Origin of the sequence: Kolteria novifilia (assembly GCA_007748055.1) — a bacterium.
Taxonomy (GTDB): Bacteria; Planctomycetota; Planctomycetia; order Kolteriales; family Kolteriaceae; genus Kolteria; species Kolteria novifilia.
The window spans coordinates 5207202-5230137 of sequence record CP036279.1; the positions used below are offsets into that span (position 1 = coordinate 5207202).

Annotated in this window: 21 protein-coding genes; 7 read left to right on the top strand and 14 right to left on the bottom strand. The window is 62.7% G+C overall.

What is annotated here, in order from left to right; all coding sequences use genetic code 11:
• Positions 1-605: 605 nt before the first annotated feature.
• On the bottom strand, positions 606-1397 hold the full coding sequence (locus tag Pan216_RS19055) for a 3-keto-disaccharide hydrolase (protein ID WP_145260368.1): 792 nt from the start codon (positions 1395-1397) through the stop codon (positions 606-608).
• A 561-nt stretch (positions 1398-1958) separates the two neighbouring features.
• Here Pan216_RS19055 and trhA point away from each other — a divergent pair.
• Positions 1959-2603, top strand: coding sequence for a PAQR family membrane homeostasis protein TrhA (gene trhA / locus Pan216_RS19060; RefSeq protein WP_419192724.1), 645 nt, complete (start codon positions 1959-1961; stop codon positions 2601-2603).
• 59 nt (positions 2604-2662) lie between these two features.
• Here trhA and Pan216_RS19065 read toward each other — a convergent pair whose 3' ends face one another.
• A complete protein-coding gene (locus Pan216_RS19065) occupies positions 2663-3580 on the bottom strand; it encodes a sugar phosphate isomerase/epimerase family protein (RefSeq protein ID WP_145260371.1) in 918 nt (305 codons plus the stop codon).
• Positions 3581-3842: 262 nt separating this feature from the next.
• On the opposite strand from Pan216_RS19065, the gene Pan216_RS19070 reads away from it, so the two are divergent.
• Together Pan216_RS19070 and Pan216_RS19075 are read left to right on the top strand one after the other, a co-directional pair.
• Positions 3843-5597 carry an ArnT family glycosyltransferase gene (locus Pan216_RS19070; RefSeq protein ID WP_419192725.1) on the top strand — a complete coding sequence of 585 codons (1755 nt, stop codon included), beginning with the start codon at positions 3843-3845 and terminating at the stop codon, positions 5595-5597.
• Positions 5598-5694: 97 nt separating this feature from the next.
• On the top strand, positions 5695-5940 hold the full coding sequence (locus Pan216_RS19075; protein WP_145260375.1) for a hypothetical protein: 246 nt from the start codon (positions 5695-5697) through the stop codon (positions 5938-5940).
• Positions 5941-6246: 306 nt separating this feature from the next.
• Here the strand turns inward: Pan216_RS19075 and Pan216_RS19080 are convergent, their stop codons facing one another.
• The 5 genes from Pan216_RS19080 to Pan216_RS19100 form a co-directional block, all read right to left on the bottom strand.
• The gene (locus tag Pan216_RS19080) at positions 6247-7632 is read right to left on the bottom strand and encodes a sulfatase family protein (protein ID WP_419192726.1); all 1386 of its coding nucleotides are present in this window, start codon (positions 7630-7632) and stop codon (positions 6247-6249) included.
• A 77-nt stretch (positions 7633-7709) separates the two neighbouring features.
• Positions 7710-8441 carry a hypothetical protein gene (locus tag Pan216_RS19085; RefSeq protein ID WP_145260377.1) on the bottom strand — a complete coding sequence of 244 codons (732 nt, stop codon included), beginning with the start codon at positions 8439-8441 and terminating at the stop codon, positions 7710-7712.
• A 78-nt stretch (positions 8442-8519) separates the two neighbouring features.
• Positions 8520-9266, bottom strand: a complete 747-nt coding sequence (gene ispD / locus Pan216_RS19090) for a 2-C-methyl-D-erythritol 4-phosphate cytidylyltransferase (RefSeq protein ID WP_145260379.1) — start codon at positions 9264-9266, stop codon at positions 8520-8522.
• Positions 9267-9591: 325 nt separating this feature from the next.
• Positions 9592-10824, bottom strand: a complete 1233-nt coding sequence (gene hemW, locus Pan216_RS19095; RefSeq protein WP_145264144.1) for a radical SAM family heme chaperone HemW — start codon at positions 10822-10824, stop codon at positions 9592-9594.
• Positions 10825-10963: 139 nt separating this feature from the next.
• Positions 10964-11419 (bottom strand): tRNA (cytidine(34)-2'-O)-methyltransferase, encoded by a 456-nt coding sequence (locus tag Pan216_RS19100; protein WP_419192727.1) that lies wholly within the window; start codon positions 11417-11419, stop codon positions 10964-10966.
• A 200-nt stretch (positions 11420-11619) separates the two neighbouring features.
• Between Pan216_RS19100 and Pan216_RS19105 the strand changes: the two genes are divergently transcribed.
• From Pan216_RS19105 to Pan216_RS19120, 4 genes are all read left to right on the top strand, one after another.
• The gene (locus Pan216_RS19105; RefSeq protein ID WP_145260381.1) at positions 11620-13953 is read left to right on the top strand and encodes a DNA translocase FtsK; all 2334 of its coding nucleotides are present in this window, start codon (positions 11620-11622) and stop codon (positions 13951-13953) included.
• 40 nt (positions 13954-13993) lie between these two features.
• On the top strand, positions 13994-14842 hold the full coding sequence (locus tag Pan216_RS19110; RefSeq protein WP_145260383.1) for an isocitrate lyase/PEP mutase family protein: 849 nt from the start codon (positions 13994-13996) through the stop codon (positions 14840-14842).
• A 6-nt stretch (positions 14843-14848) separates the two neighbouring features.
• Positions 14849-15508: a cyclase family protein gene (locus Pan216_RS19115; RefSeq protein WP_145260385.1), complete on the top strand. Its 660-nt coding sequence runs from the start codon at positions 14849-14851 to the stop codon at positions 15506-15508.
• 165 nt (positions 15509-15673) lie between these two features.
• Positions 15674-16510: a carbon-nitrogen hydrolase family protein gene (locus tag Pan216_RS19120; RefSeq protein WP_145260387.1), complete on the top strand. Its 837-nt coding sequence runs from the start codon at positions 15674-15676 to the stop codon at positions 16508-16510.
• Between the two features lie 3 nt (positions 16511-16513).
• Here the strand turns inward: Pan216_RS19120 and cutA are convergent, their stop codons facing one another.
• The 7 genes from cutA to Pan216_RS19155 form a co-directional block, all read right to left on the bottom strand.
• Positions 16514-16837, bottom strand: coding sequence for a divalent-cation tolerance protein CutA (gene cutA / locus Pan216_RS19125; protein WP_145260390.1), 324 nt, complete (start codon positions 16835-16837; stop codon positions 16514-16516).
• Positions 16834-18102: a PP2C family protein-serine/threonine phosphatase gene (locus tag Pan216_RS19130; RefSeq protein WP_145260392.1), complete on the bottom strand. Its 1269-nt coding sequence runs from the start codon at positions 18100-18102 to the stop codon at positions 16834-16836. Before Pan216_RS19130 ends, cutA begins: the two co-directional genes overlap by 4 nt.
• A 153-nt stretch (positions 18103-18255) precedes the next feature.
• Positions 18256-19149 (bottom strand): formylmethanofuran--tetrahydromethanopterin N-formyltransferase, encoded by an 894-nt coding sequence (fhcD, locus tag Pan216_RS19135; protein ID WP_145260394.1) that lies wholly within the window; start codon positions 19147-19149, stop codon positions 18256-18258.
• A gap of 152 nt (positions 19150-19301) precedes the next feature.
• Positions 19302-19961 (bottom strand): hypothetical protein, encoded by a 660-nt coding sequence (locus Pan216_RS19140; protein WP_145260396.1) that lies wholly within the window; start codon positions 19959-19961, stop codon positions 19302-19304.
• A complete protein-coding gene (locus Pan216_RS19145; RefSeq protein ID WP_145260397.1) occupies positions 19958-20818 on the bottom strand; it encodes a vWA domain-containing protein in 861 nt (286 codons plus the stop codon). The genes Pan216_RS19140 and Pan216_RS19145 overlap by 4 nt, the downstream gene beginning before the upstream one ends.
• Positions 20819-20931: 113 nt before the next feature.
• Positions 20932-21837, bottom strand: coding sequence for a sugar phosphate isomerase/epimerase family protein (locus Pan216_RS19150; protein WP_419192728.1), 906 nt, complete (start codon positions 21835-21837; stop codon positions 20932-20934).
• Positions 21838-22194: 357 nt separating this feature from the next.
• Positions 22195-22803 carry an HAD family hydrolase gene (locus tag Pan216_RS19155; RefSeq protein ID WP_419192729.1) on the bottom strand — a complete coding sequence of 203 codons (609 nt, stop codon included), beginning with the start codon at positions 22801-22803 and terminating at the stop codon, positions 22195-22197.
• Between the last annotated feature and the right edge of the window lie 133 nt (positions 22804-22936).

Sequence of the window (22936 nt, forward strand, 5' to 3'; positions counted from 1 at the left end):
AGGCCCCAAACAAGGTTCAACATCAATCGTCAATTGGCCGCGTCATCCGAAGGTCTCTTGTGGCTGCGCCACCTCGGTTGACAAGCAACCGAGGCCACCCCGGACGAAGGAAGAAGCACACCATCCTACTCACACGCCAAGCCCGCCTGGAAAGCTTGGCGGGTGGCCCAGATTGCTCGCCAATCTGGGTACGCGTAGCGTACAAGAGGCCCTTGGCAGGGTTCATCATCAATCGTCAATTGGCCGCGTCATCCGAAGGCCTCTTGTGGCTGCGCCACCTCGGTTGACAAGCAACCGAGGCCACCCCGGACAAAGGAAGAAGCACACCATCCTACTCACACGCCAAGCCCGCCTGGAAAGCTTGGCGGGTGGCCCAGATTGCTCGCCAATCTGGGTACGCGAAGCATGCAAGAGGCCCTTGGCAGGTGGCCCAGATTGCTCGCCAATCTGGGTACGCGTAGCGTACAAGAGGCCCTTGGCAGGGTTCATCATCAATCGTCAATTGGCCGCGTCATCCGAAGGTCTCTTGTGGCTGCGCCACCTCGGTTGACAAGCAACCGAGGCTAACCAAAGAGTGTCGGTATGGGGCCGGATTCGTTGCTGACTTACGTCCCCTTCTTCTCTAGCGGAGTCAGTTCGATCTTGCGGACGAGCATCTCGGCGCCTTCGGTTTGGATGAGGATACGGCCCTTCGACAGGGCGAAGTTGGTGCCCTTGTTGACGACCTTGCCGTTGACGATGTTGGTCACCGAATTGCCGTCGCAGATCACTTCGACGCGGGTCCACTCGCCGAGCGGACTCTCGACGTCCTGCGAGCCGCGAAAGCCGACGACATCCTTCCATTCGGGGTCGCGGCCGTACCAGTTGATGCGGCCGGTGGTGATCCGCTGCTCGGGAGCCCCGGGCGTGTAATACCACTGCCCGCCGCGTTTCTCGACCTCGAAGTCGCCGTGATGCTTGAACGGCTTGCCCTCGTCGTCGAGGCCGGGGACCAGGATGAAGTCGCCGGTCCCCCCTTCGATGATCTGGCACTCGACCGAGGTCATCCACGGGCCCGGACCGTGCGGTCCGACGCAGTGCAGCAGGATGCCGTTGTCGCGCGATTTGCCCTTGCGTTTGCCGAAGGTCGGGCCAGTGAACTTGTACTCGACGACGAGGCGGTAGTTGTCGTACTCCTTGTCGGTGTACATGCCGCCGTAGTACGCGAGGCCCTCCTTGCCGCCGGCGATCTTGAGGATGCCGTCCTCGACGGCGAAGATGCCGGGATTCTCGTGGCCTGTCTGAACGGTGTAAGTCCCCCAGCCATCGAGGTTTTTGCGATTGAAGAGCTGGATCGGCTCGGAGGAATCGGCCACGGGGGGAGCGGCGAGCAGTGCCGCGAGCAAGAGCGAGGACATTGGGGGACGTCTCCTTGAGTCTTCGAGTCGGTGGGTCCGCCGGCGGCGCCACGCGACGCGGCCAGGGGGGGAACGCTCGGGTAGGTAGCGACGCGGTCTCCGCGTGGCTCGTCCCTAGTCTACGGATGATGCCACGAGACATCACGAACATTCTTGTCAGGAGTGTGGGAAGAGGCCGTCAAATGCCACCCGCTCGCGGCGGCTCCCTGCCCGCTCAAACCGGATTCGCCATTGGTTGCCCCTCGATTCAGGGGCTCGGATCGAGAAGCGACCAGGAGACGCGACGGCGGGGAACGCTAGAATGAATCCAGCGAGGCAATGCTCGGCACGAGGCCCCACCGCGAATTCGACTGGACAATTCTTGCCGGTCGGTTATCCGCCCTCCATAAGTTCGGGAGCATGGTTTCGCGCGATCGTCAGTGGTCCACCTCATGTGGGGTGAACGTCCCGCTGCGTGGATCGATGCCCCGACGTTCTCGCTTTCCCGAGGGAACCCGTTCGATGTCGTATTCCCCCGTTCGCGTAGGCTGGTACGGAAGGACTCTCTCCCGAGGGTGGGCGATGCTGCCTTGGCATCATCCCGAGGAGATCGCCAACGGGCTGACCCACGGCTTGGGGCTGCTACTGAGCCTGGTCGGCGGAACCGCGATGCTCCGCGTCGTGCTGAGCGAGGGAACTCCCTGGAAGATCGTCGGCTGCGGCATCTACGTCGGAGCCCTGATCGCGGTCTACCTCGCCTCGACCGTCTCGCACCTCGCGCAGGAACCAGGATTTAAGGACACGTGGCGCCGGATCGACCAAGCGGTGATCTACCTGCTCGTCGTCGGGACGTACACGCCATTCGCGTTGGCGTACCTCTGCTTCGGCTGGTGGTGGCTGCTCTTCGGGACGCTTTGGGCAATCGCGCTTTTCGGGTTCGTGACGAAACTCGGGGCACATCATCGCCTCGAGTCGGTCCACGTCTGGAGCTACGTGATGCTGGGGTGGCTGCCGCTGATCGAGATCGGTCCGATCCTCAGCCAGCTACCCCCCGAGAGCTTTCAAATGGTGCTCGTGGGGGGCGTCTTCTACACGGCGGGAACGTTCTTTCTCGTCCTCGACCACCGCGTCCCGTTCTTTCACTCGGTGTGGCATCTCTTCGTGATCGCCGGGAGCGTGACGCACTATCTCGCCCTGATGCAATACGTCGTTCCGCTCCAGGCGTGAGCCACGGTTGTCTTCCCAGAGAGGTGGGTCACGGCCCACCCGACGGGAGCGCGGTCGAGTCAGCCGATCGAGGCGCGGAGCTTGTTGATCAGCGGCGGGATCGCGCGGTAGGGATCCTCCGACGCCTCGTACTCGAGGGCGAGCCAGCCACTGTAGTTGGCATCCTGAATGATCCGCATGCACTTGGAGAGGTATTCGGCCTCGCCCCCCATGTGCTTCTGGGTGTGCCGGCTGACTTTGAACTGAACGTTGACGGCATAGGGAGCGATCGCCGCCAAGTCGTCGTACGGGGCAGGATTGCGGGCGAAGTTGCCAGTGTCGAGGTTCACGCCGAACCAGGGTGACTTTACCTGCTTGACGATCTTGAGCATGTCTTCCGAGGTGGCGGTGATGCCGCCGTGGTTCTCCAGCGCGAGGAAGACGCCCTTCTTCGCGGCATGTTCGCAGCACTCCTCGATCCCCTCGACGCAGCGTCCGATCGCCTCGTCCTTGGAGCTCCCCTTGGGCACATTGCCCGCGAAGATCCGAATTGCCGGACAGCCGAGCATCGCGTAGTGATCGACCCATTGCTTGGTGTGGGCGATGTCCTGCTTGCGTTTTTCGCCGTCGGGCTGGCAAAAGTCGTTGCGGATCGCGCCGCCGGAGACGCCTAGGCCATTGACGAACGCGCGCCGCTTGAGCGATCCCAGGTAATCGTTGGTGATCTCCTTGGCGAAGTAGTAGGAGGTCAGTTCGGTGCCGTCGAGGCGGAGACTCGAGCAATAGTCGATGAACCCGAGCAAATCGAGCGACGGCGTTCCACCCTTGGGAGCGAGCTGGTTGCGGAAGGAGTAAGCGGCCAGGCTCAGCTTGACGACCGACTTGCCGACGCGTTTGATCGGCTCGATGCCCAAGGCGTCCTCCGGCCGCAAGAGTGACGCTGTTCCGATAGCTCCCAGAGTGTTCGCCATGAGGTGGCGACGGCTAATCGTGTTCATCGAGAATCATGCTCCTTGTGGGATCGGCATCGATCGTGGTCCCTCTTTCTCTAGCGGGTTGGCCAAAGTCCGGCAAATGCTCCCCCCTCCGGCACGTCGGTCCAACTGACCGGAATTGGATCCCGAGCCCCACCAACACCTCGGATGTGATAGGATCGTCTTGGACGCGCCGCCTGCCCCCACGTCACCCGACGGGAGGGTGGTCATGACGGCCGTCGGGCGCGTCCAGGGTCGATGTTCTTCTCCTAACCGTGATCGAAGCGTGAGCATACCTTCAGCAGCCATTCCTCGCCGTGATTACTTGATCGTCCTGTGCCTAGCGTTCGCCTCGACGCTTCCCTTCCTCAACAAGGCATTCCATATCGACGACGTCCTCTACCTGAGGGTCGCCGGGCAGATCGTCAAGGATCCTCTCGATCCCTTCGGCGGACGGAGCCACGACAACAGGGTTCTCTGGGATGCCAAGGACGGCCAGCCCGCGACGCTCTTCGAGATCGACTACAACCCGCCGCTTTGGAAATATGTCCTCGCGACGATCATCGGCCTCTTTGGGATCGAGGAGTGGAAGCTTCACCTGGCGCAAAGCGTCGCGGTCTGTTTCGCCGGGTTTGGCCTCTATCATCTTTCGCGACGACTGACGTCCCACCCCTTATGGGCAACGGCGATGATCCTCTTCGGTCCCTTCTTCCTGCCAGGGCAGAACCTAATGCTCGAAGGCCCCCTGCTCTGCTTCTGGAGTTGGTCGTTGGTCTTCGCTTGGAAGTCGTGGGACACGGATCGACTGGGACCGGCCTGGCTCGCGGGCCTCTTCGCCGGGTTGGCGTTGATGACGAAGTACACCGCCGGCCTGCTTTGGCCACTGCTCGTCATCGGGGCCCTGGGCTTTCGTCGACCGCGGGCGCTCGTGGCGCTCATTCCTCCAGTGCTCATGCTGTCGGCGTGGTCGCTGCACAACATCCTCTTTCACGGCGAGCCTCACCTCAGTTCCCACGGCATGGTCTTCCGTCCCGAGTTGTGGGGGCCGAGGCTCTTGGTGATTCTCCGTTCAACGGGCGCCGTCACCGTCTTCGGTCCCGTGGTCGCCATCGTTCTTGTGCAGCGAGGACGCTGGGGGTGGTTGGCACTGGTGGGATGCCTGCTGGCCGCGGGGGCGGCTGCGTGGGGGGACCTTCTCTACGTCAGTCGCGAAACCGCTCGCGAGGCGCTCTTCCAGATCGACTTCGTCAAGTCGGTGCACGTGGTGCTCTTCACCTTCCACGGGGTGTTGAGTCTCCTTGGCATCGCGGTCGTCTTCCTCGGTTCGCGGCTGGGGAAGGATCGGCCCTGGAGGTTCGACGAGGAGGCGTTTCTCTCCCTTTGGATCTTGATGATGCTCCTCTTCAACATTACCTCGGTCCCGTTCAACGCCGTACGTCATCTGCTGCTCTTCTTCGTGCCGCTGGTCTTCCTCCTCGCGCGACTACTCGAGGGAATGTGGGCTGAGGGGCGTTGGCGCCTCGCCCTCCTGAGTGGTTCGGCCCTGCTCGCGTTGGCGATCGCGATCGGGGATGCCGAGATCGCCGGGGCCTATCGTCGGACCGCCATCGACACGGTCCGTCCCAGGACGATGGCCGGGATCAAGACGTGGGCGACCGGCAACTGGGGATTCCTGTACTACAGTGTTCGCGAGGGGGCCAATCCTCTCTTCGCCCACCCCGAAGAGTACGGCCTTGGTCGGCCTGCGCCCGGCGATGTCGTCGTTCATCCGCGGCTGATCACGTGGTCGATCTTTCCTCCCTCGGACGACTTCCCCGCTCTTGAGGTGGTCGAACATCGGCCTTTGCAACTCCACTGGCCACTGCGCACTCTCTTCCCGGCGGTCAACTACTACGCCATCGACACCTACGCCCTGCCGTGGCAGATCCCGTTGGTCTCCACCGGGCCGGAGGAAGATGTCCCCTTCGAGTTCGCTCCACTCGATGACATCATCATCTATTCGATTCGCGGGGGGATCATCAACATCGACAACTCCCAGTAGCGGCCGGGCGCCGTTTGGGATGGCTCCCGTCGATACTGGCGTTCGGTGCCCGCGCCACTAGGATGAGCCCCAACGACGCGTCGCACGGCGTACGACGGTGTCGCTTCCCACGAAAGGCATTGGTGTGGTCTTCTCCGCGATCTTCTACTGCTTGGTCTTCGCGTTCGTCGGCGCCATTCTCGAAAAGGTGCTGGACGAGAAACCGAAGTCGAAAGCGAAGAGCCGACGCCGCTTCCTGTCGTCCTACGTCTTGGTGGGTGGGCTATTCGGACTCGGCGCAGGGTTTCTAAAGGGCTGGTCCAAGGAGATGCGCGAGCGGCAAGAGACCGACGAAGGCCCGTGAGCCCTCTCGCCGTTGGGGCCCTCGAAGCCGAGCAACTGGCGCCACGCAAGCCCGGTCACGACGCGGGTTGAAAGTGCCGCGATGCCGGCCCCCTGCGGATGTGCGGCACTTCGACCGAGCGACGCAAAAAGGACGAGCGTGACGATAGAATCCAATTTTTCGGGCACTGACTGACAAGCAGCCTGCGGCACCCAGTGTCAGAGAGATGGGCACGTTGGCAATGCCCGATTCCTCTCACTGGCTGACAAGCAGCCAGTGGCACCCAGTGAACAAGAGGAAGGATTGAGACGCGAAGAGGCCGAAGGGCTAGCTCTTCGGCTTCTCGGCCTTGCGGTCGAGTTGCGAGGGGGGTGGATCCAAGCTCGCTTGGTGATCCTTCACGAGTTGGTCGATGCGCGAGAGAATCTCGGGATTCTTCGCCGAGATATCGTGCTGCTCGGACGGGTCATGCCCCAAGTGATAGAGCTGCGGTGGATCGTGGCGTTCGAGTTTGCGGGCGGTCTTGCCGTAGGCTCCCTGCGTGATGTAGTGAGCCTTGTGATCGCCAAGGCGAACCGCGTAAAGTTCGTTGCGCCGGTAGAAGAACATGTGATCGCGCTTGCTCGGCCCCGTTCCTTCCAGCATCGGGACCATGCTGAACCCGTCGTAGCTCCGGTCCTGGGGAAGCTTGGCTCCCGTCAGTTCCGCCACCGTCGGCAAGAGATCGAGCGTCGAGGCGAGCTCATGATTGACGCTTCCCGCCTTGACCGTTCCGGGCCACCACGCCAGAGCAGGCACCCGCATGCCCCCTTCGTAGGTGCAACCCTTTCCCTCACGCAAGAGCCCCGCCGAGCCCCCTTCGAGCATCTTGATCAACCACGGACCGTTGTCACTGGTGAAGAAGACGAGCGTCTTCTCCGCAAGCCCCTCCTGCCTGAGCGTGTCGAGAATCTTTCCGACCGACCAATCGATCTCCTCGACGACGTCGCCGTAGAGACCGCGACGACTCTTTCCCTTGAAGTCCTTCGAGGCGTAGAGGGGAACATGCGGGAAGGTCTGGGCATAGTAGATGAAGAAGGAATCGTCCTTCTTCTCCTTGATGTAGGAGACGACCTTCTCGGTATACCGCTTGGTCAGCGTCGTCTGATCGACGGGCGCTTCGAGAACCGTTTCGTTTTCCATCAGGGGCAGCGGCGGATCGCCCCGCTTTTCGACCTCCATGTCGTTGCTGTAGGGAATGCCGAAGTACTGATCGAAGCCATGGCTCGTCGGGAGGTACTCGGGGTGATGCCCGAGATGCCACTTGCCGACGCAGAGCGTTTCGTAACCGACTTGCTTGAGGGCACGGGCGATCGTCACTTCGCTCTGCTGCAATCCTCCGGGTGAGTTGGGAAAGAGGACCCGGCGGTTGCCCCACATGCCGTTGCGGATGGGAAGTCGGCCGGTCATCAGCGCCGCGCGGCTCGGCGTGCAGACCGAACAGGCGCTGTAGAAGTCGGTGAACTTCATCCCTTGCGCCGCCATCTGGTCGAGGTTGGGTGTCGCGATGGTCGGATGGCCGTAGCAGCCCAGATCCCCGTAGCCGAGATCGTCGGTGAAGATGATGACGACGTTGGGCTCGTCTTGGTTGGTCGCGGAGTTGTCGGTTTGTTGCTGCATGACCGTCGTGGCGAGCAGCGCGAGCATGACGTGGCTGATGATCGAGTCCCCCATTCAGACGTTGAAACTGGTGGCGACCATGGATGAAGGCCGCTTCGAGCCCCAGCATAGGGCATCCGGGGTGCTGTTGGCTACTCGATCTCGGGCATGCTCGAGGGAGCCGTCTCCATGACGGTCGCTTCGCCACGGAGCTTGACGTAGGCGGTGGTCAGCGTGGTGAAACAGAGGGGCAAGGTGTAGAAGAGGCCGACCCCGCACGCGAGCGCTCCGACGAATCCCAATCCGAGCATGTAGAGAAAGATGATGACCATCGCGCCGTAGTTGCCCTTGGTCAGTTCGTTGGCGCGTTTGAGCGCCTCGATCCCCTGCGGCTTTTCGTCGATCACGATGTAGAGAAAGGGCCAGAAGACGAGGGTCACCATGAAGGAGAAGAACATTGCCGCCAGCGCCAGTGGGATCAGCAAGATCGGAACGAACGAACAGAGGGCGATCACGATTCCCAGAATCCCGAAGGCGATGTAGATCACGATCATGTTGACGAGCGCGGTGAGGTAGTACTTTCCACCGGAGAACAACTCGCCGATGTCGGTGCGTTCTCCGCGAACGACCTTGAGCAGCATCAAGTCCAACCCCAGGTAGAAAAAGAGCATGATCAGCGTTTGAATCAAGCCCCAAACGCCGCGTCCGACAGCGAATTGGCGAAGCGGAGGCGCGGCGGCGGGCACGCCGAGCAACATCCCGATCAGGAGAGTTAAGAGGCCCGCGCCCAAGCAGATCGAGAGACGTTTGTTGTAGATCTCCCAAGAGGTGGAGATCACGTCACCGGCTCGAAGCGTGTTCTGGGAAAAGGGTTCGGCGGACATCGCGGTGGCTCCTGCGAGGGGCGAGTCATTCCGCGAGCCATCATGCGGGCACCGTGGCCGAAGTCAATATCCCGCCGATCACTTCCACATCCCTTCGTCGGCGAAGGGGTGAAAGCCTCCCTTGTCCTTCGGCTTGGGACGACTCTTGATGATCGACGTCGCCAAACCGAGATCGCGGCCGGTCGTGATCTTGATGTTGGTCGCGCCTCCCTCGACCATCGTCACCGGCGTGCCCAAGGCCTCGACCAGCATCGCGTCGTCGGTCACGGGAACGGTCACCTTGTCCCGATGGGCGTAGGCATCCAGCAGCGTTTGCCGCTTGAAGGCCTGCGGCGTCTGGGTCAGCCAAAGCCCCTCGCGCGGCAGCGTTTCGGTGACCACCCGGTCGTTGTCGACGCGTTTGAGCGTGTCGGCGAGCGGCACCCCCAGCGACGCCGCGCCGGTCTCTTCCACCGCCTCCATCAGCCGCTCGACCATCTCGTCCTCCAGGCAAGGACGCGCGGCATCGTGAATCAGGATGTAGTCGACGTCGGGCTTGCAGGCGAGCAGGCACTTCTCGACGGTGTCGTAGCGTTCCTCCCCACCTTCGATGACCTTGGCGTTGGGCAGAAAGGCGACATTGGCGCGATAGCGTCGGTCGAAGACTTCGCGGTCATCCGGCGAGATCGCGATCAGGATCTGCGCGAATTCCTCGCGAATCGAGAACCGCTCGAGACTGTGCAGCCACACCGCCCGCCCATTGAGGTCGGCGAAGGTCTTCTTCTCCTTGCCCTTGAACCGACTCGACTTGCCTGCCGCCAAGAGAAAGACCGCGTAGCTCGCCATCAATACCACTCCGACTCGTTTCTATCTCGCCATGCTCTTGCGGCACCTCCCTCCCGACCCACCATCGGAAGATCTCGCCGCGATGATCCGCAAATATCCTGCTTGGTCAATTCATTGCCCAAAAGACGCTTGGGTGCCATGCCCACGCCCGCCGTGGGCATGCTTGGGAAAACCACGCCCGCCGTGGGCATGCTTGGGAAAACCACGCCCGCCGTGGGCAGGCGGGAGACGCCTCTGATTCGATACCCTCCCGCACGATCTGGGAACGTGGTTTCATGGCACGAACTTGCCAATCAGGACACTGGGACTTCGATGGACAAGGACACTAAAGGAATGTCTGCAAAATTCCGTCCGCCAAGGGAAGCCCCTCGCGCGTCAACCGGAGCCGTTCCCCGTCGTCGGCGAGGAGGCCCATCGAGACGAACTCGGGCAATCGCTCCCCCGTCAGTTCGTCGAGCGAGTACCCGGTCTGCCGCTCGAAGACGGTTCGCTCGACCCCGTCGAGCCGCCGCAAGTTCACAATGAGGGTCTCGCGTGCCTTGGGCTCCGGCTCGAGTCGCTCTCGCTGCGAGATCGGCGAGCGGCCTTGGGAACAGCGATCGATATACGCGTCGAGTTCGCGTGTGTTGAGAGTGCGTTCCCCGTCGACGTACGCGGCCGCCCCCGTGCCGAAGCCGTAGTAGGCCGCGTTGGCCCAGTAAATCAGGTTGTGCTCGCAACGCCAGGCTTCTTCGCCCTCGGCGGGCGCCGGCATCGCGAAGTTGGAGACTTCGTAGTGATCCCAACCCGCGGCGGTCGTTCGGTCGATGACATGGTCGAACATTTGGCGTTCGAGTTCCTCATCCACCGGTTGGACGATCCCCAGACGCCGCTCCTTCCAGAGCTTGGTCCCCTTCTCGTAGGTCAACCCATACGCCGAAAGATGCCTTAGCGGCAGCGTGAAGGCTCGCTCGAGGTCCGACTTCCAGTTCTCCAGCGTTTGGCCCGGGACGCCGAAGATGAGGTCGATCGACACGTTGGTGATGCCGACATCGCCGAGCAAGCCAACCGCCCGCCCGACCGATTCCGGGTCGTGATCGCGTTCGAGTGCCCGGAGCATGCGCGGCTCGAACGACTGGGCCCCCAAGCTGACGCGGTTGACGCCGTGGCGGGCGAGCACGTCGACCTTGGCCTCGGTCAGCGTGTTGGGGTTGGCCTCCACCGTGAACTCCGCAAGTGACTGGACGGGAAACCAGCGATTGGTCAATTCGAGAAGCCGGTCGAGTTGGTCGGGTTCCAAGTAGGTTGGCGTGCCCCCCCCGATGAAGATCGTCCGCAGGCTCTTGGGGCCGTCGAGGATCGCTGCCATCTCGGCCGCGAGGGCATCGAGGTAATCGTCGCGGCGGTCATCTCGACCGGTGACACTGGCGAAGTCACAGTAGCCGCACTGATGGGCGCAGAACGGCACGTGCAGGTAGGCCGCCTTGGGGACAAAGTGAGTTGCTCCGGTCGCGGCATCCCGAGAGTCAGCGGCGGGTGGTCGCGATGCTTGTGTCGTGTTGTCGATCCCTTGGTCCATGTCAATCACCGGCGATTTCCTGATGCCCTTGCTGCGGCGTCAACCAGCAAGCCCACCTCTATGGTGTCACAACCCGCTTGCCCACCTCTATGGTGTGGGCATGGCACCCCGATTTGGGATAGGACTGTGCTCGAGTGAGTCAGGTGCACTGTCTCAGTCCCTCATACAGAGCGATCCCGACCGACGTCGCTAGGTTTAGACTACGAACGCGCTCATCGAGGATGGGAATCCGCCAGCATCGCTCGGTCTGGCGCAGGAGACTCGGCGGCAGGCCACGGGTCTCGCAGCCGAACACCAGGATCGACTCGGGGAGGTAACTCGCCTCGGTGTAAAGACGTTCCGCTCGGGCGGAGAAGAAATAGACCGGGGCCGCCGGCAACACCTCTTGGCAGCTCGGCCAATCGACGTGTGTTTGGACTTCGACCAGCGGGCTATAGTCGAGCCCCGCGCGCTTGAGCCGACGATCGTCGAGACGAAACCCGAGCCTCCCCACCAGATGAAGCGACGAGCCGGTCGCGGCGCAGAGCCTGGTGATCGCCCCCGTGTTCGCGGGGATCTCCGGTTCAATCAGTACGACATGAAAATTCGCCATCATCTGCCCAAACGATCGTTCGTCGCCCCGAGAATCGCGAGTTTCCTTCCGACGGGGAACTCACTGATGCCGATCAGATGGTAGGCTCCCCCAGGAGAGCGTGCGCCGGTCGCCCCGCGACACCTCTCGCACCATTCCTATGAGAGCCTGCCGTTCGGCGATGACTCCCTCCCGATCGAAACCACGGCTCGGAAGACGCACGCATGGAATCGACGCGCGATCTGAAACGGGACCTTCTCGGGGTTCTCTTCTCCCTGGCGACGCTCTTCATCGGTGCCAGCCTCACCAGTTACGATCCGGCCGACCCGCCGTCGACGATCGTCTATCCACTCAACGAATCGGTGGAGAACTGGTGCGGTCCGCTGGGAGCCTCCTTGGCGTGGCACTCGGTCGACTGGTTCGGCCCCGCCGCCTTCGGGTTGTGCCTCTTGACGACCCTCTTCGCGGTCGGTTGTTTCCGGCGTCATTCGATCGTCGACCTCGCCCGGCGTGCCTCGGGCGTCATTCTCTGCATGATTGTCGTCGCCGCGTTCCTTTCCCGGACCGGCTCAACGCCACCCTGGCTCTCGGTCGCGGGCAACGGAGGCATGGTCGGGCTGTTGCTCGGACGGATGCTGGAGGAGAACGTTTCGCTCGTCGGCTCGCTGATGATTCTCGGCATCGCCCTCTTGTGCGGCTTGATGCTCGCGTGTGATCAGCTCGTCATGATGGGCGGCCACTGGCTGCGCACGACGGGCTTGGGCCTGCTTCAGCTCGGCCAACGGCTGCTCGCGGGCATCGCGTTCCGGTTCCTCTTGATCGCGCGTGGCTTGGTCATGCTCCTCTTGGATCGGCTCGCCCGACTTCGCCCATCGCTGGGAACGCCCAAGTCGGCGAGCACGGGCCAAGCGGCCTTCACCCCGGCCGTCGCCGCCCCAACCAACGCGGCGCCGCAAGAGGGGACCGTCGCGAAGACTCCCTCGACTTGGATGAAGCCCAAGGAGTCCAAACCGGTCACCTCGACGTTGGCGAGTCTGCTGAGCTTCTCGACGGCGGAGAACTCGCTCCCCGACCTGGCGATCCTCGACGAACCCGAATCGGTCGACGAGTCCAAACGCGACGAAACCGTCCTCGCCCAGGGCGAGATGCTCAAGAGTGTCTTTGCCGAGTTCAACATGGAGATTGAGGTCGTCGAGTGGCATACCGGCCCGGTCATCACGCAGTTCGAGATCGCGCTACCGCCGGGACTTCGCACCAGCAAGGTGAAGGGGCTCTCCGACGACGTCGCGCGAGCGATGAAAGCGACCACCGTCCGCATCGTCGCGCCGATCCCTGGGAAGAACACCGTCGGCGTCGAGGTCCCCAACGAGGACCGCGTCACCGTTCGCATCCGGGCGTTGATCGAAGAGACGACGGCCGCAAGCAACAAGATGCGACTGCCTCTCTTCATCGGCGAGGACGTCAAGGGCGACGCACTGGTCTATGACCTCGCGAAGATGCCTCACCTGTTGATCGCCGGCCGAACCGGCACGGGTAAGTCGGTCTGTCTCAACGCGTTGATTTTGAGCATCCTCCTGACGCGCACGCCCGAGCAAGTCCGCTTGCTCATGATCGATCCGAAGATGGTCGAGTTGTCGCTCTACAAGGACATTCCGCATCTGATGCACCCGGTTGTCACCGACATGAAGAAGGCCGAAGCCCTTCTCGGGTGGGCGGTCGACAAGATGGAAGAGCGCTACACGCTCCTCTCGAGCGTCGGCGTCCGTCACATCGATGGCTACAACAAGCTGACGCCGGAGGAACGACTCCAGCGCGTCGGGCCCCTCGACGACGACTCGCCGACACGGCTGCCGGATCATCTGCCGTACATTCTCATCTTCGCGGACGAGATGGCCGACCTGATGATGACGGCGCCGAAAGAGGTCGAGTCGCACATCATCCGGCTCGCCCAAAAATCGCGTGCGGTCGGCATCCACCTCATCCTCGCGACGCAAAAGCCGACGGTCGACGTCATCACCGGCCTCATCAAGTCGAACCTCCCCGCGCGAATCGCATTCCAAGTCGCTTCCCGCAGCGACAGCCGGGTCGTCCTCGACGAGATGGGGGCCGACAAACTGCTGGGCAACGGCGACATGCTCTTCCTCGTTCCCGGCACCAGCAACCTCATGCGAGCTCAGGGAACGTTCGTCAGCGACGACGAAGTGACCCGCGTGGTCGAGTTCCTCAAACAGCAGCCGACGCCCGAGAATGGCGAAGGCCCGATCGATCTCGACGCCCGCACCGACGAACCGATCGACACCGGCGAAGTTCAGAATCTCTCCGATCGCGACCCGCTCTACGAGCAGGCGGTTGACGTCATCATCAACGCCCAGCGGGGAAGCGTGAGTCTGCTCCAACGGGCGCTGGGAATCGGCTACGGCCGCGGCGCTCGACTCATCGACTTCATGGCCGAAGATGGCATCGTCGGGGAATACAACGGATCGCAAGCTCGCGAGGTCCTCTACTCCCCTGAGGACTGGGCCCAGGCTCGTGAACATCTCTTCAGCAACGCCGGATGAACCGGTGCACGCCGCCATTCTCGGCGCATAAGATGACGGGATGAAACCCACGAAACGATTGAGACAACTTCTGGCCCAGCCCGCGTTGATCCGCGCTCCGGGAGTTCATGATGCCTTCAGCGCTCGCGTCGCGGTCCAAGCCGGGGCCGAGTGCCTTTTCCTCGGTGGCTTCGGAGCGACGGCGAGCACCCTCGGCATGCCCGATCTGAGTCTGTTGACGATGACGGAGATGGCCGAAGCGATTCGTCGGGCCTGTGGCGCGATCGACGTTCCCCTGATTGGCGACGCCGATACCGGCTACGGAGATCGCCATCAGATCGCCCGCACCGTTCGCGAGTTCGAACGGGCCGGAGCCGCGGGACTGCTGATCGAGGACCAAGTCTTCCCCAAGCGATGTGGTCACTTTCCCGGCAAGCAGATCGTTTCCATCGAGGAAATGCTCGAGCGGCTCGATGCCGCCCTGCAAGCTCGCGGCGACGATGACTTCGTGATCATCGCGCGCACCGACGCCCGTGCGGTCGATGGTCTTGACCTGGCGATCATGCGCGGGCAGCGGTTCGCCGAGGCGGGGGCCGACATGGTCTTCGTCGAGGCTCCCAAAACGGCCGAAGAACTTCGCCGCGTCGCCAGCGAGATCGATCGGCCGCAGTTGGCTAACATGCTCACCGGTGGCCAAACACCGATCCTCGCCGCGGATGAACTCGAGCAGCTCGGTTTTCGCATCGCGGCCTATCCGGTGGAGAGCCTCATGGTTTCGGCTTGGGCGATCGACCGCATGGTCAAAACGCTCCTCAGGGAGGGCCGCATCGATGGGCTTACCGACGAAATGCTCAGTTTCGCCGAACTGAAGGATCTGCTTGGGATCGAGACATTCCTTCGCGGGCGCTAGTGGCCGATGTACGACCTCACCCTTCCCATCGATGACCGACTCCCAATCTACCCGGGCGATCCCGCCCCACGTTTGGAGCGCGTCACCTCGATTGACCGAGGGGATCATCTCAATCTGTCGAGCCTCTCCACCGGCTGCCATGTCGGAACCCACTTGGATGTCCCGCTGCACTTTCTCGCGAGTGGGGAGGATGTGGCGTCGCTCGCGGCCGACCGTCTCATCGGCAAGGCTCGCGTTGTCGACATCGCCGCCGAAGAGGCAATCGCTCGTCACCATCTCGAACCGCTCGGGTTGCCGCGCCGGACGCACTTGCTCTTCCGAACTCCGTCGGGGCACATGCTCCATCAACCGGCGTTTCGCGCCGACTACGTCTGCATGGCTCCCGCCGCGGCGAAGTACTTGCTGGAACTCGAGCCGCTCTCGATCGGTATCGACACCTATAGTCTCGACCCGGCCGACTCGACGACGTTTCCCGCTCACCGAACGCTTGCGGAACGAGGGGTTCCGGTCGTTGTCTGTCTCGATCTTCAGCGGGTACCGAGCGGGGACTACCTCTACGCCTGCCTCCCCCTTCGCCTTCCCGGCGCCGACGGCTCTCCCGTCCGGGCGGTCCTCTTCGAGAAGGAGGAATGGTTGGCCCTCGCGTCCGACGAGCATCAAGCCTGATGCCCCCGACGTGAAAATAACGGCCACGAGAATTGAACAATGACTCTCCTTGTCGCACCGGATTGCCGTACAAGAGTGGAGAGGCGGCGGTTGCTTCGTCCGGCTCACGGCGCAAGATGAACTCGATAGGATCGCGAGCGGCCCACTTCAGCGGAGAGGCACTTCATGACGGAACCATTTCGTGTCGCCGGCGTGCAAATGGATGTGGAGATCGGTCAACCGAGAGCAAACTGCGAACGCATCGAGGCCTTTCTCGCCGAAACCGCCGTCGAGGACGTCAGCCTGACGGTCTTCCCCGAGTGCTCCATTTCCGGCTACTGCTTCGAGGATCTCGACGAAGCCAAAGAGGTCGCCGAGCCCATCGGCGGGCCATCGACCGAGCGTCTCGTCGCCGCGTGCGCGAAGCATGGCTCGCATGCGATCGTCGGCCTCTTGGAGCGTCAGGGCGACGAGGTCTACAACAGTTGCTGCCTTCTCGGCCCCCAAGGAGTGGTCGCGACCTATCGCAAGACCCACCTCCCCCACCTGGGCATCGATCGGTTCACCACGCCGGGAGAAGGCCCCTTCGAATGTCACGAGATCCGCGACATCAAGGTCGGCATGCACATCTGCTACGATGCGCGTTTCCCCGAAGTCTGCCGGGCGCTGGCCCTTTCGGGGTCGGACTTGGTCGTCCTGCCGACGAACTGGCCCGCCGAGTCGGTCAACACCTCGGGCGTCTTGCCCGCGGCTCGTTCGTTCGAAAACAAGGTCTACTTTCTGGCGGTCAACCGGATCGGTCACGAGCGGGGAACCCACTTTCCCGGCCGAAGCATCTTTTGCGATCCCTGGGGAAACACGCTGGCCCGGGCCGAAGAGGACCGCGAGGAGATCCTCATCGCCGAGGTCGATCCCGCCAAGGCTCGCGAGAAGAACCTGGTGCGACGGCCCGGCACCTACGAGTTGCACCTCTTTAACGATCGGCGCCCCGACCTCTATGGAGCGTTGACGAAAGAGGATTGAGGCTCAGCCGTCCGGGGCGGTCTCTACCGCGATCCACTGCAGAAAGGCGGGGTTTCCCCCTTGGATGGGAACCGCCACGATGCAAGGACAGGCATAGGAGTGAAGCGACTTGACCTTCTCGATGAGGTCCGCGAGTTGCTCGCTGGTCGTCTTCGCCAAGAGGACGACCTCCTTGTCCTCCTGGATCTTGCCCTCCCAACGGTAGATCGACGTCATCGGCTCGATCATGTTGACGCACGCGGCGAGCCGCTCTTGCACGAGGGCCTGGCCGATGGTGCGTGCTTCCTCGCGCTCTCCCGTCGTCATGTAGACGAGCATCGCCGTCATGATCGTGTCTCCCGTTCGATGGGGCGTGTCCCCGGTTCGTCCGAACTGGCCTCCGGCTCGCCAATTTCAACCCCGATGAGTGTCACGTCGTCGCTCAGCTCCTCGCATTGGGTCCACTCCTTGATCCGGCGTTCGAGGACGTTCAGGCTCTCGGCCAAGGGGACTTCACGACATTCCTCAAGCGTTTCGAGCAAACGAGCCGTCGCGAACATCTCCCTGTCGGGAGTCATCGCCTCGGTCACGCCGTCGGAATAGAGGTAGAGGCGATCGCCCGGCTCGAATTCGATCTCATGATCCTGATACTTCGCTTCGGTGATCATGCCGACCGGAAAGGAGGGATGTTCGAGAACTCGACATTTCCCCGATCGTGGAATAAGCGCCGGCCCCGGATGCCCGGTCGTGACGAATCGGAAGCGGCGCGTGCGCCAACTGATCACGCCGTAGACCATCGTGAAGTAGTGCTTCGTCATCGGATCCCAGGCGAAGCGTTGATTCAAGGCGACCGCCACTTCCGAAGGCTCGAGAAAGCTCTTGGCGAAGGCGTCGTATTTTTGCCGCAGCAGGACCGATCCGGGATTCTGAATCGGGGACATGATTCGGCTCAAGGTGACCGACAACAGCGCGGCGGGAACGCCGTGGCCACTAACGTCGAGCACGTAGAGTCCGACGTGCTCCTCGTCGAGCGGAAAGATGTTGAGAATGTCCCCCGCCAATTCATCGCACGGGAGAAACGAGTAGGCGAATGACAGGCCCATGACATTGGGAAGGATCTTGGGCAGCAACGCCTGCTGGGCTCTGGCCCCGGCCTCGAGATCGGCTTTCATTTTCCGATTCGCGACCGAGATCTCCGAGTTGAGCGACTCGAGTTGCTCGGTACGATGCGCGAGGTTGTGCTCGAGCTGCAAGATGCGCTCGGCGACCCGCAGACGCACCCGCAGTTCTTCCTGGTCGAAGGGTTTGCTGAGGTAGTCGTCGGCGCCCGCCTCCAGGCCGGTGATCAATGCGTCCCGGTCCGATTTCGCGGTCAGTAGCAGGATGAAGGTGTAGAAGATCGATTGCCGATCGCGAATCCGCCGAATCAGTTCGAGTCCATCGACCTCGGGCATCATCCAATCGGTGATGACGCAAGGGATCGCGTCCGCCTCGAGGCAGTCGAGGGCGCGCTGGCCATCCTCGGCCTCGAGCACGTCATGCCCCCAACCCGCGAGAAAGTGCCGCAAGAGCGCCCGTGTCGCGGGATCGTCCTCGGCGATGAGAATCCGCATCGCTTCCGCCTAATCTTGGTTCTCGCCCCAGAGTCTGTCCGTCGCGGGGAGCAGCCACCGCGCGCGACGCCAACACGATCGAGTTCGAAGAGAGGATCCCCCGCGACGGGATCTCTCCCGAGACCGCATTATCATAACCGCGGCCCCACCCGGTCAATCGTTCGCCAGGATCTCTCGCAGGGCGATGTGGACGGGGCCGAGGTTTCCGCCATAGTTGCCGGCCGAGATCGCGACGACACCCTCGACGCACGCGGCCTTGACCCCCACCCGCGTCGCCTCCACCACCGCCTCCTCGCTCAGCCCGTCGATCACCACTTCGTACACGGCGTGAACGTCGTCCGGAAGGGCGCTCGCGACAGTCGCCCGAAGGGTTGGGCAATAGGCATCGTTGGTGCTCGCACGCAACTTCTTGTACTTGCTGCCGACCTTGCTGCCGGAGCGGACCACCCCGCCTGGAAAGGGACAGATGACGTCGGGGAGCGTGGCGATCGCCTCGACGGCTTGGCGCGCGGCGCCAAGTGTCTGACGCTGGGTGCGTCCAAGGATCAGGAAGTTGCCCCCGCCGACTCCCTTGCTCGTTCCGAGTGTCTCCTCGCAGAGGAACTCGCCATCCATGACGGGCACTCGCCAGTAGCGGCGTCCCTCCAAGAGCTTGCTGATCTGGTAGCCGTCGCCGAAGTAGCGAAGGGCACCGCCGACCTCGATTCGTTTCTCCGCGGCAGGCATCCCGTCGAAGCACGCGGTGGAGGGGCATGTCATCAGCGTTTGCCCCACGCGATTGACCACCGCCTTCTGAACGCCGTCGCGACTGAAGCCGAAGAAGAGCAGCGATACACCGCAACGTCCGTCGGGGGTCTCCTCGGGCGTCAGCCAACGTTCGATCCCGGCCTCCGCGTCGCAACCGATGACCGAGGTGGCGTAGCCCGTCGACTCGCGGGCGGCGACCTCGACCCAATACGCATCGGCGGCGGTGACGAGGAGACGACTCGCCGTCATCGGGAACGCCTCGGCGAACTCGTCGACAATCGTCGTGTTGTTGATCTTCATCCAGTCTCTCTCGAGTTTTCAGCATCCCGGTTGGGCAAAGACTCAGCGAGTCCGCTCCGTCACCGTTCCATTGGCTCGTCGCCAGCCCCCGGGTCCTTTGTCACTGGCTGAAAAAAAGCCGGTGGCTCTCTAAAGGAACGATGGAGCATGTGCTAGTAATCTCCGGGAATCGCCACCGACCGAGGGGGCTCGCGCGGTTGCGAGTCCCGCAACCGTCGAAGAACCTCCTGGAGCGCCCGCCGAGCATCGGCAGGATCGATCGCGCCCGGGTCGTCAAACGGTAGACCGACGTTCGCGCGAATGATCTTGGACGGCTTGCTTTCGACTTCACTAGAAGATTCGTCGGGCGAATCACTCGAAGGCTCCGTTTTCACGAGGCTCGGGGGAGGCGGAAGCCGGGAGGAGCGTTCGCCCGCGGAAAGGTCGTCACTCTCCTCTCCTTGCTCGCTTCGCTCCCGCAACTGTTTCGCAACTTCGAGATTGTGGCGAATGGCGCCGACCGACAGCAGCTTCGTCGGTGCTCGGTCGAGGGCGTTGCGGTAGGCCTCGACGGCGAACCGCGCGTGCCGATCCGCGATGGGCGGCGACTCGCGGTGTTCGAGAGCCAACTGAACCGAAGCGTTGCCGAGCCCGAACCACGCGAGCGCCGTCCCCTGATGATCCGCTTGAGCGAGAGCGCGAAAGAGTTCGGCTGCCATTGCGATGTCACCCGAAAGGTAGGCGACGCGCGCGGCTTCGTAGCGTTTCCGCCATCCCCAACCCGGCTCGTCCGCGGGAAGCGACACGACGCAGCAAAGTAGGATCGTCGTCATGAGATCGCGTCCCCATCGACCGTCACCGGAACCGTCGAACGCTTCAAGGCCCAATCGACATTGATGCCGCGAAGCGCCGTCGCCGTCAACGCCGCCAAGAGTGCCGGCCAGACGAACCAGCCCCCGCGGTCGATCCGTCGATCGCTGGCGAGCGCTGTTTCGACGAGTTCCATCTTCGGCATGAGACGCTCGGCGACGATCGCGCCGAGGTCGATCTCGTGCTGCCCCGCGGGGACGTACAAGCCGCCGGTTTCACGGGCGGCGGCGTGGAGGGCCGCCCGTCGAAGGGGGTGACGCGCGGGATCCGAAGTCTGTTGGAGCTTCTCATCGCCGACGCCAATCGTCATCGCCACCAATCCCGCCTCGCGTGCCGCGCGGAGATAGGCGGCGTCGATCGAGGGCTCCCCCCCATCGGAAACAATCACCACCGCCTCGGGCGTTTGGGGCCGCCCGCTCTTGTGACGCGCGAGCCAATTGAGTGCCCCTTGCCAGCGGGACCCGCTCGGCGGCGCCGAGTCGATCGAGAGTTCTTCGATCTTCGTTCGCAGAGCGTCGCGATCGGTCGTCGGCGGCGAGGTCAGTACGACACCTCCACGGACCGCCAACAGTCCAACGGGAAGCCCCGGCAAGGACTGGGCGACTCGCTCGAGGATCACCTTGCCGCGTTCGAGTCGGTTCGGCGCGACATCAGGGGTGAGCATGCTCCGGCTCACGTCGAGAACGAGCCAGACCCTTCCCTGCGTTCGAAAGGCGGTTCGCCTCTCGACACCCCAGCGTGGCCCCAGCAGAGAAACGAGGAGCATCATCACCGAAAAGAGGAGCAATCCCGACCGGAGGGACTCGCCGCGCGTTGCCATCAGTGCTTCTGGAGTCGTCGCGAGAGATGCTGTCCAGGGGCGAAGAAGAAGCAAGAGCACTCCGAACGCCGCCAAGACTCCGAGAAACCGGTCCGGAGTGAGCTCGGAGAAGGTCACTTGCCTGGCTCATTGTTGACCTGTCCCATCGCGAGGCTCATTTTCTCGTAGGCGAGGTCGACGGCGTCGTCGAACTTGACGCCGGGGTTGGCCACGACGGTCAGGGCTCCCTTGTAGCCGACATCGTGGAGAGCTTGAAAGATCGGGGTGTACTTCATCGAGCCGGTGCCGGGGATGCGGTACTCGACGACCGGTTTGGTCGGCTCGCTCGCCGTGGTTGGCGGCTGCTCGCTCTTGGTCGCGCCGGCCTCTCCCGTCTTGCCCTCCTTGGGCGGTTCGACGGGAAGCAAAACAAAGTCGCGAAGCACCACGTGGCGGATTCGCTTCCCAAAGCGTTTGACGAACGCCACGGGATCGCCCCCCTCGATCGCCAAGAGCGAGGGATCGAAGTTCACGCCGAAGTCCTCGGACGCGACCGCTCCGAAGAACTCCTCGAGATCATCAGGCCGTTTGTTGAGCCAGTGCGTCGACTTCCCATCGACCGCCAGCGCGACGTGACGCGATGAGCCGACGCGGGTCGCTTCGGTGATGCTGTTGACGACGACTTGCCAAGCGTCCTTCCCGGCGGGAACCTCTACCGGGACCGAAAACGAGACGATCTCCGCGCCGAGATCTGAAGCGAGATCGACCGCGTCCTTCAAGTTGGGAATCTTGTTGTCCGGGGTGGGAGCGGGCTCGTCGCCCTGCGCGTTGACCGCGGCGACATGCATCCGCAGACGCTCGACCGTCCCGCGAATCAGCCGGCGGCGCTCCGGCGTGAAGGCCCGCGGATTGCTCGTGGCGTCAGGCGTACCGGCGACGTCAATGCCCCCGTAACCTGCCTTGGCGATTCGCTCGAGACAGGCGACGATGGGAAAGTCCTGCACGTCGATGTAGGCATGCGTGTCGAACGCGAGCCGCACGTGCTTACCTCTTGCTAGAAGTTGACTGGCTGAGAATGAATTGATCCGTCCCGCGACGAGCACTCGGCAGCCGCTGGCTAGCAGCCCGTTGACCAAACGACCGTGAGCCAACTCCTGGCGAAGAAGTGCAGCTCAATCCGAACACATCACGAGGGCGGATCTTTCCCAGCCTCAATTCTACCCAGCGTCCCCGGCCGAGCAAGCACTTGTTTGCATCGCCAATTGGTCCAGCACGTCGGCCTGATGGCGTGATCGCGCCCTGCCCATCCCCTGCACTCCTCCCCATAACTGCCAGCCCGCCATCCCCCTCGAATCACCCAATCCCCGCAAAACTCTCCTCCCACGAAGACCGTGATCTCAATCGGGAGCCGATCCGACGGAGAGGCCACGAGCAGCGAGGTGCTGAAGAAACGCGTCAGCGTCCGTGAATAGCTCGGCGTCAAGCCCGTGGCGACAGGCCGCGTCGATGTTCTCCTGCTTGTCATCAACGAAGAAGCACTCCCCCGGAACACAGCCGATTCGCTCGAGAGCCACTTCGTAGATGCGCGATTCGGGTTTGGCGGCTCCGACCTCGTAGGAGAGCACGAGATCGTCGAACGGGGCAAGAACGTCGAACCGCTCGCGGATGAAGTCGACATGCCAGGCGCAAGTATTGGAAAGGAGTACGAGTCGAAGGCCCGCTTGCTTGATATGACCCGCGATCGCTTCCATGCGGGAAACGGCCCAGAAGATGTCGGAGATCGCGAGTTTGACCTCTTCCCGTTTGAGACGACGATCGGCCATGCCTTCGATCCAGCGGTGAATTTCTCCCCCGCCGACTTGGCCACGTTCGAATTGTCCCGGCAAGGGGGATTCGAGAAACCAGCGACTCGCCTCGTCACCACTCGCGCCGCAAAGAGCACCGACCTGGTCAAACATCTTCTCGTGCGAGAACCGAATCATCACATTGCCAAGATCGAACAACATGGTCCGAATCACTCGATTCCTCCGATTGAAGCCCGCGAAGGCTCCGTTTGCTCTTGCAACGAATTCGCCCTTGAACCAACGATACGGGTCGTCTGGTCCCTTGGCGGTCCTCCGGCGACGGTCTCCACCGACC

Coding starts and splice junctions, on each gene's coding strand:
- Pan216_RS19055 (WP_145260368.1), bottom strand. CDS start 1,397: ATGTCCTCGCTCTTGCTCGCGGCACTGCTCGCCGCTCCCCCCGTGGCC.
- trhA (WP_419192724.1), top strand. CDS start 1,959: ATGCTGCCTTGGCATCATCCCGAGGAGATCGCCAACGGGCTGACCCAC.
- Pan216_RS19065 (WP_145260371.1), bottom strand. CDS start 3,580: ATGAACACGATTAGCCGTCGCCACCTCATGGCGAACACTCTGGGAGCT.
- Pan216_RS19080 (WP_419192726.1), bottom strand. CDS start 7,632: ATGGGGGACTCGATCATCAGCCACGTCATGCTCGCGCTGCTCGCCACG.
- Pan216_RS19085 (WP_145260377.1), bottom strand. CDS start 8,441: ATGTCCGCCGAACCCTTTTCCCAGAACACGCTTCGAGCCGGTGACGTG.
- ispD (WP_145260379.1), bottom strand. CDS start 9,266: ATGGCGAGCTACGCGGTCTTTCTCTTGGCGGCAGGCAAGTCGAGTCGG.
- hemW (WP_145264144.1), bottom strand. CDS start 10,824: ATGGACCAAGGGATCGACAACACGACACAAGCATCGCGACCACCCGCC.
- Pan216_RS19100 (WP_419192727.1), bottom strand. CDS start 11,419: ATGATGGCGAATTTTCATGTCGTACTGATTGAACCGGAGATCCCCGCG.
- Pan216_RS19105 (WP_145260381.1), top strand. CDS start 11,620: ATGGAATCGACGCGCGATCTGAAACGGGACCTTCTCGGGGTTCTCTTC.
- Pan216_RS19110 (WP_145260383.1), top strand. CDS start 13,994: ATGAAACCCACGAAACGATTGAGACAACTTCTGGCCCAGCCCGCGTTG.
- Pan216_RS19115 (WP_145260385.1), top strand. CDS start 14,849: ATGTACGACCTCACCCTTCCCATCGATGACCGACTCCCAATCTACCCG.
- Pan216_RS19120 (WP_145260387.1), top strand. CDS start 15,674: ATGACGGAACCATTTCGTGTCGCCGGCGTGCAAATGGATGTGGAGATC.
- cutA (WP_145260390.1), bottom strand. CDS start 16,837: ATGACGGCGATGCTCGTCTACATGACGACGGGAGAGCGCGAGGAAGCA.
- Pan216_RS19130 (WP_145260392.1), bottom strand. CDS start 18,102: ATGCGGATTCTCATCGCCGAGGACGATCCCGCGACACGGGCGCTCTTG.
- fhcD (WP_145260394.1), bottom strand. CDS start 19,149: ATGAAGATCAACAACACGACGATTGTCGACGAGTTCGCCGAGGCGTTC.
- Pan216_RS19140 (WP_145260396.1), bottom strand. CDS start 19,961: ATGACGACGATCCTACTTTGCTGCGTCGTGTCGCTTCCCGCGGACGAG.
- Pan216_RS19145 (WP_145260397.1), bottom strand. CDS start 20,818: ATGGCAACGCGCGGCGAGTCCCTCCGGTCGGGATTGCTCCTCTTTTCG.
- Pan216_RS19155 (WP_419192729.1), bottom strand. CDS start 22,803: ATGTTGTTCGATCTTGGCAATGTGATGATTCGGTTCTCGCACGAGAAG.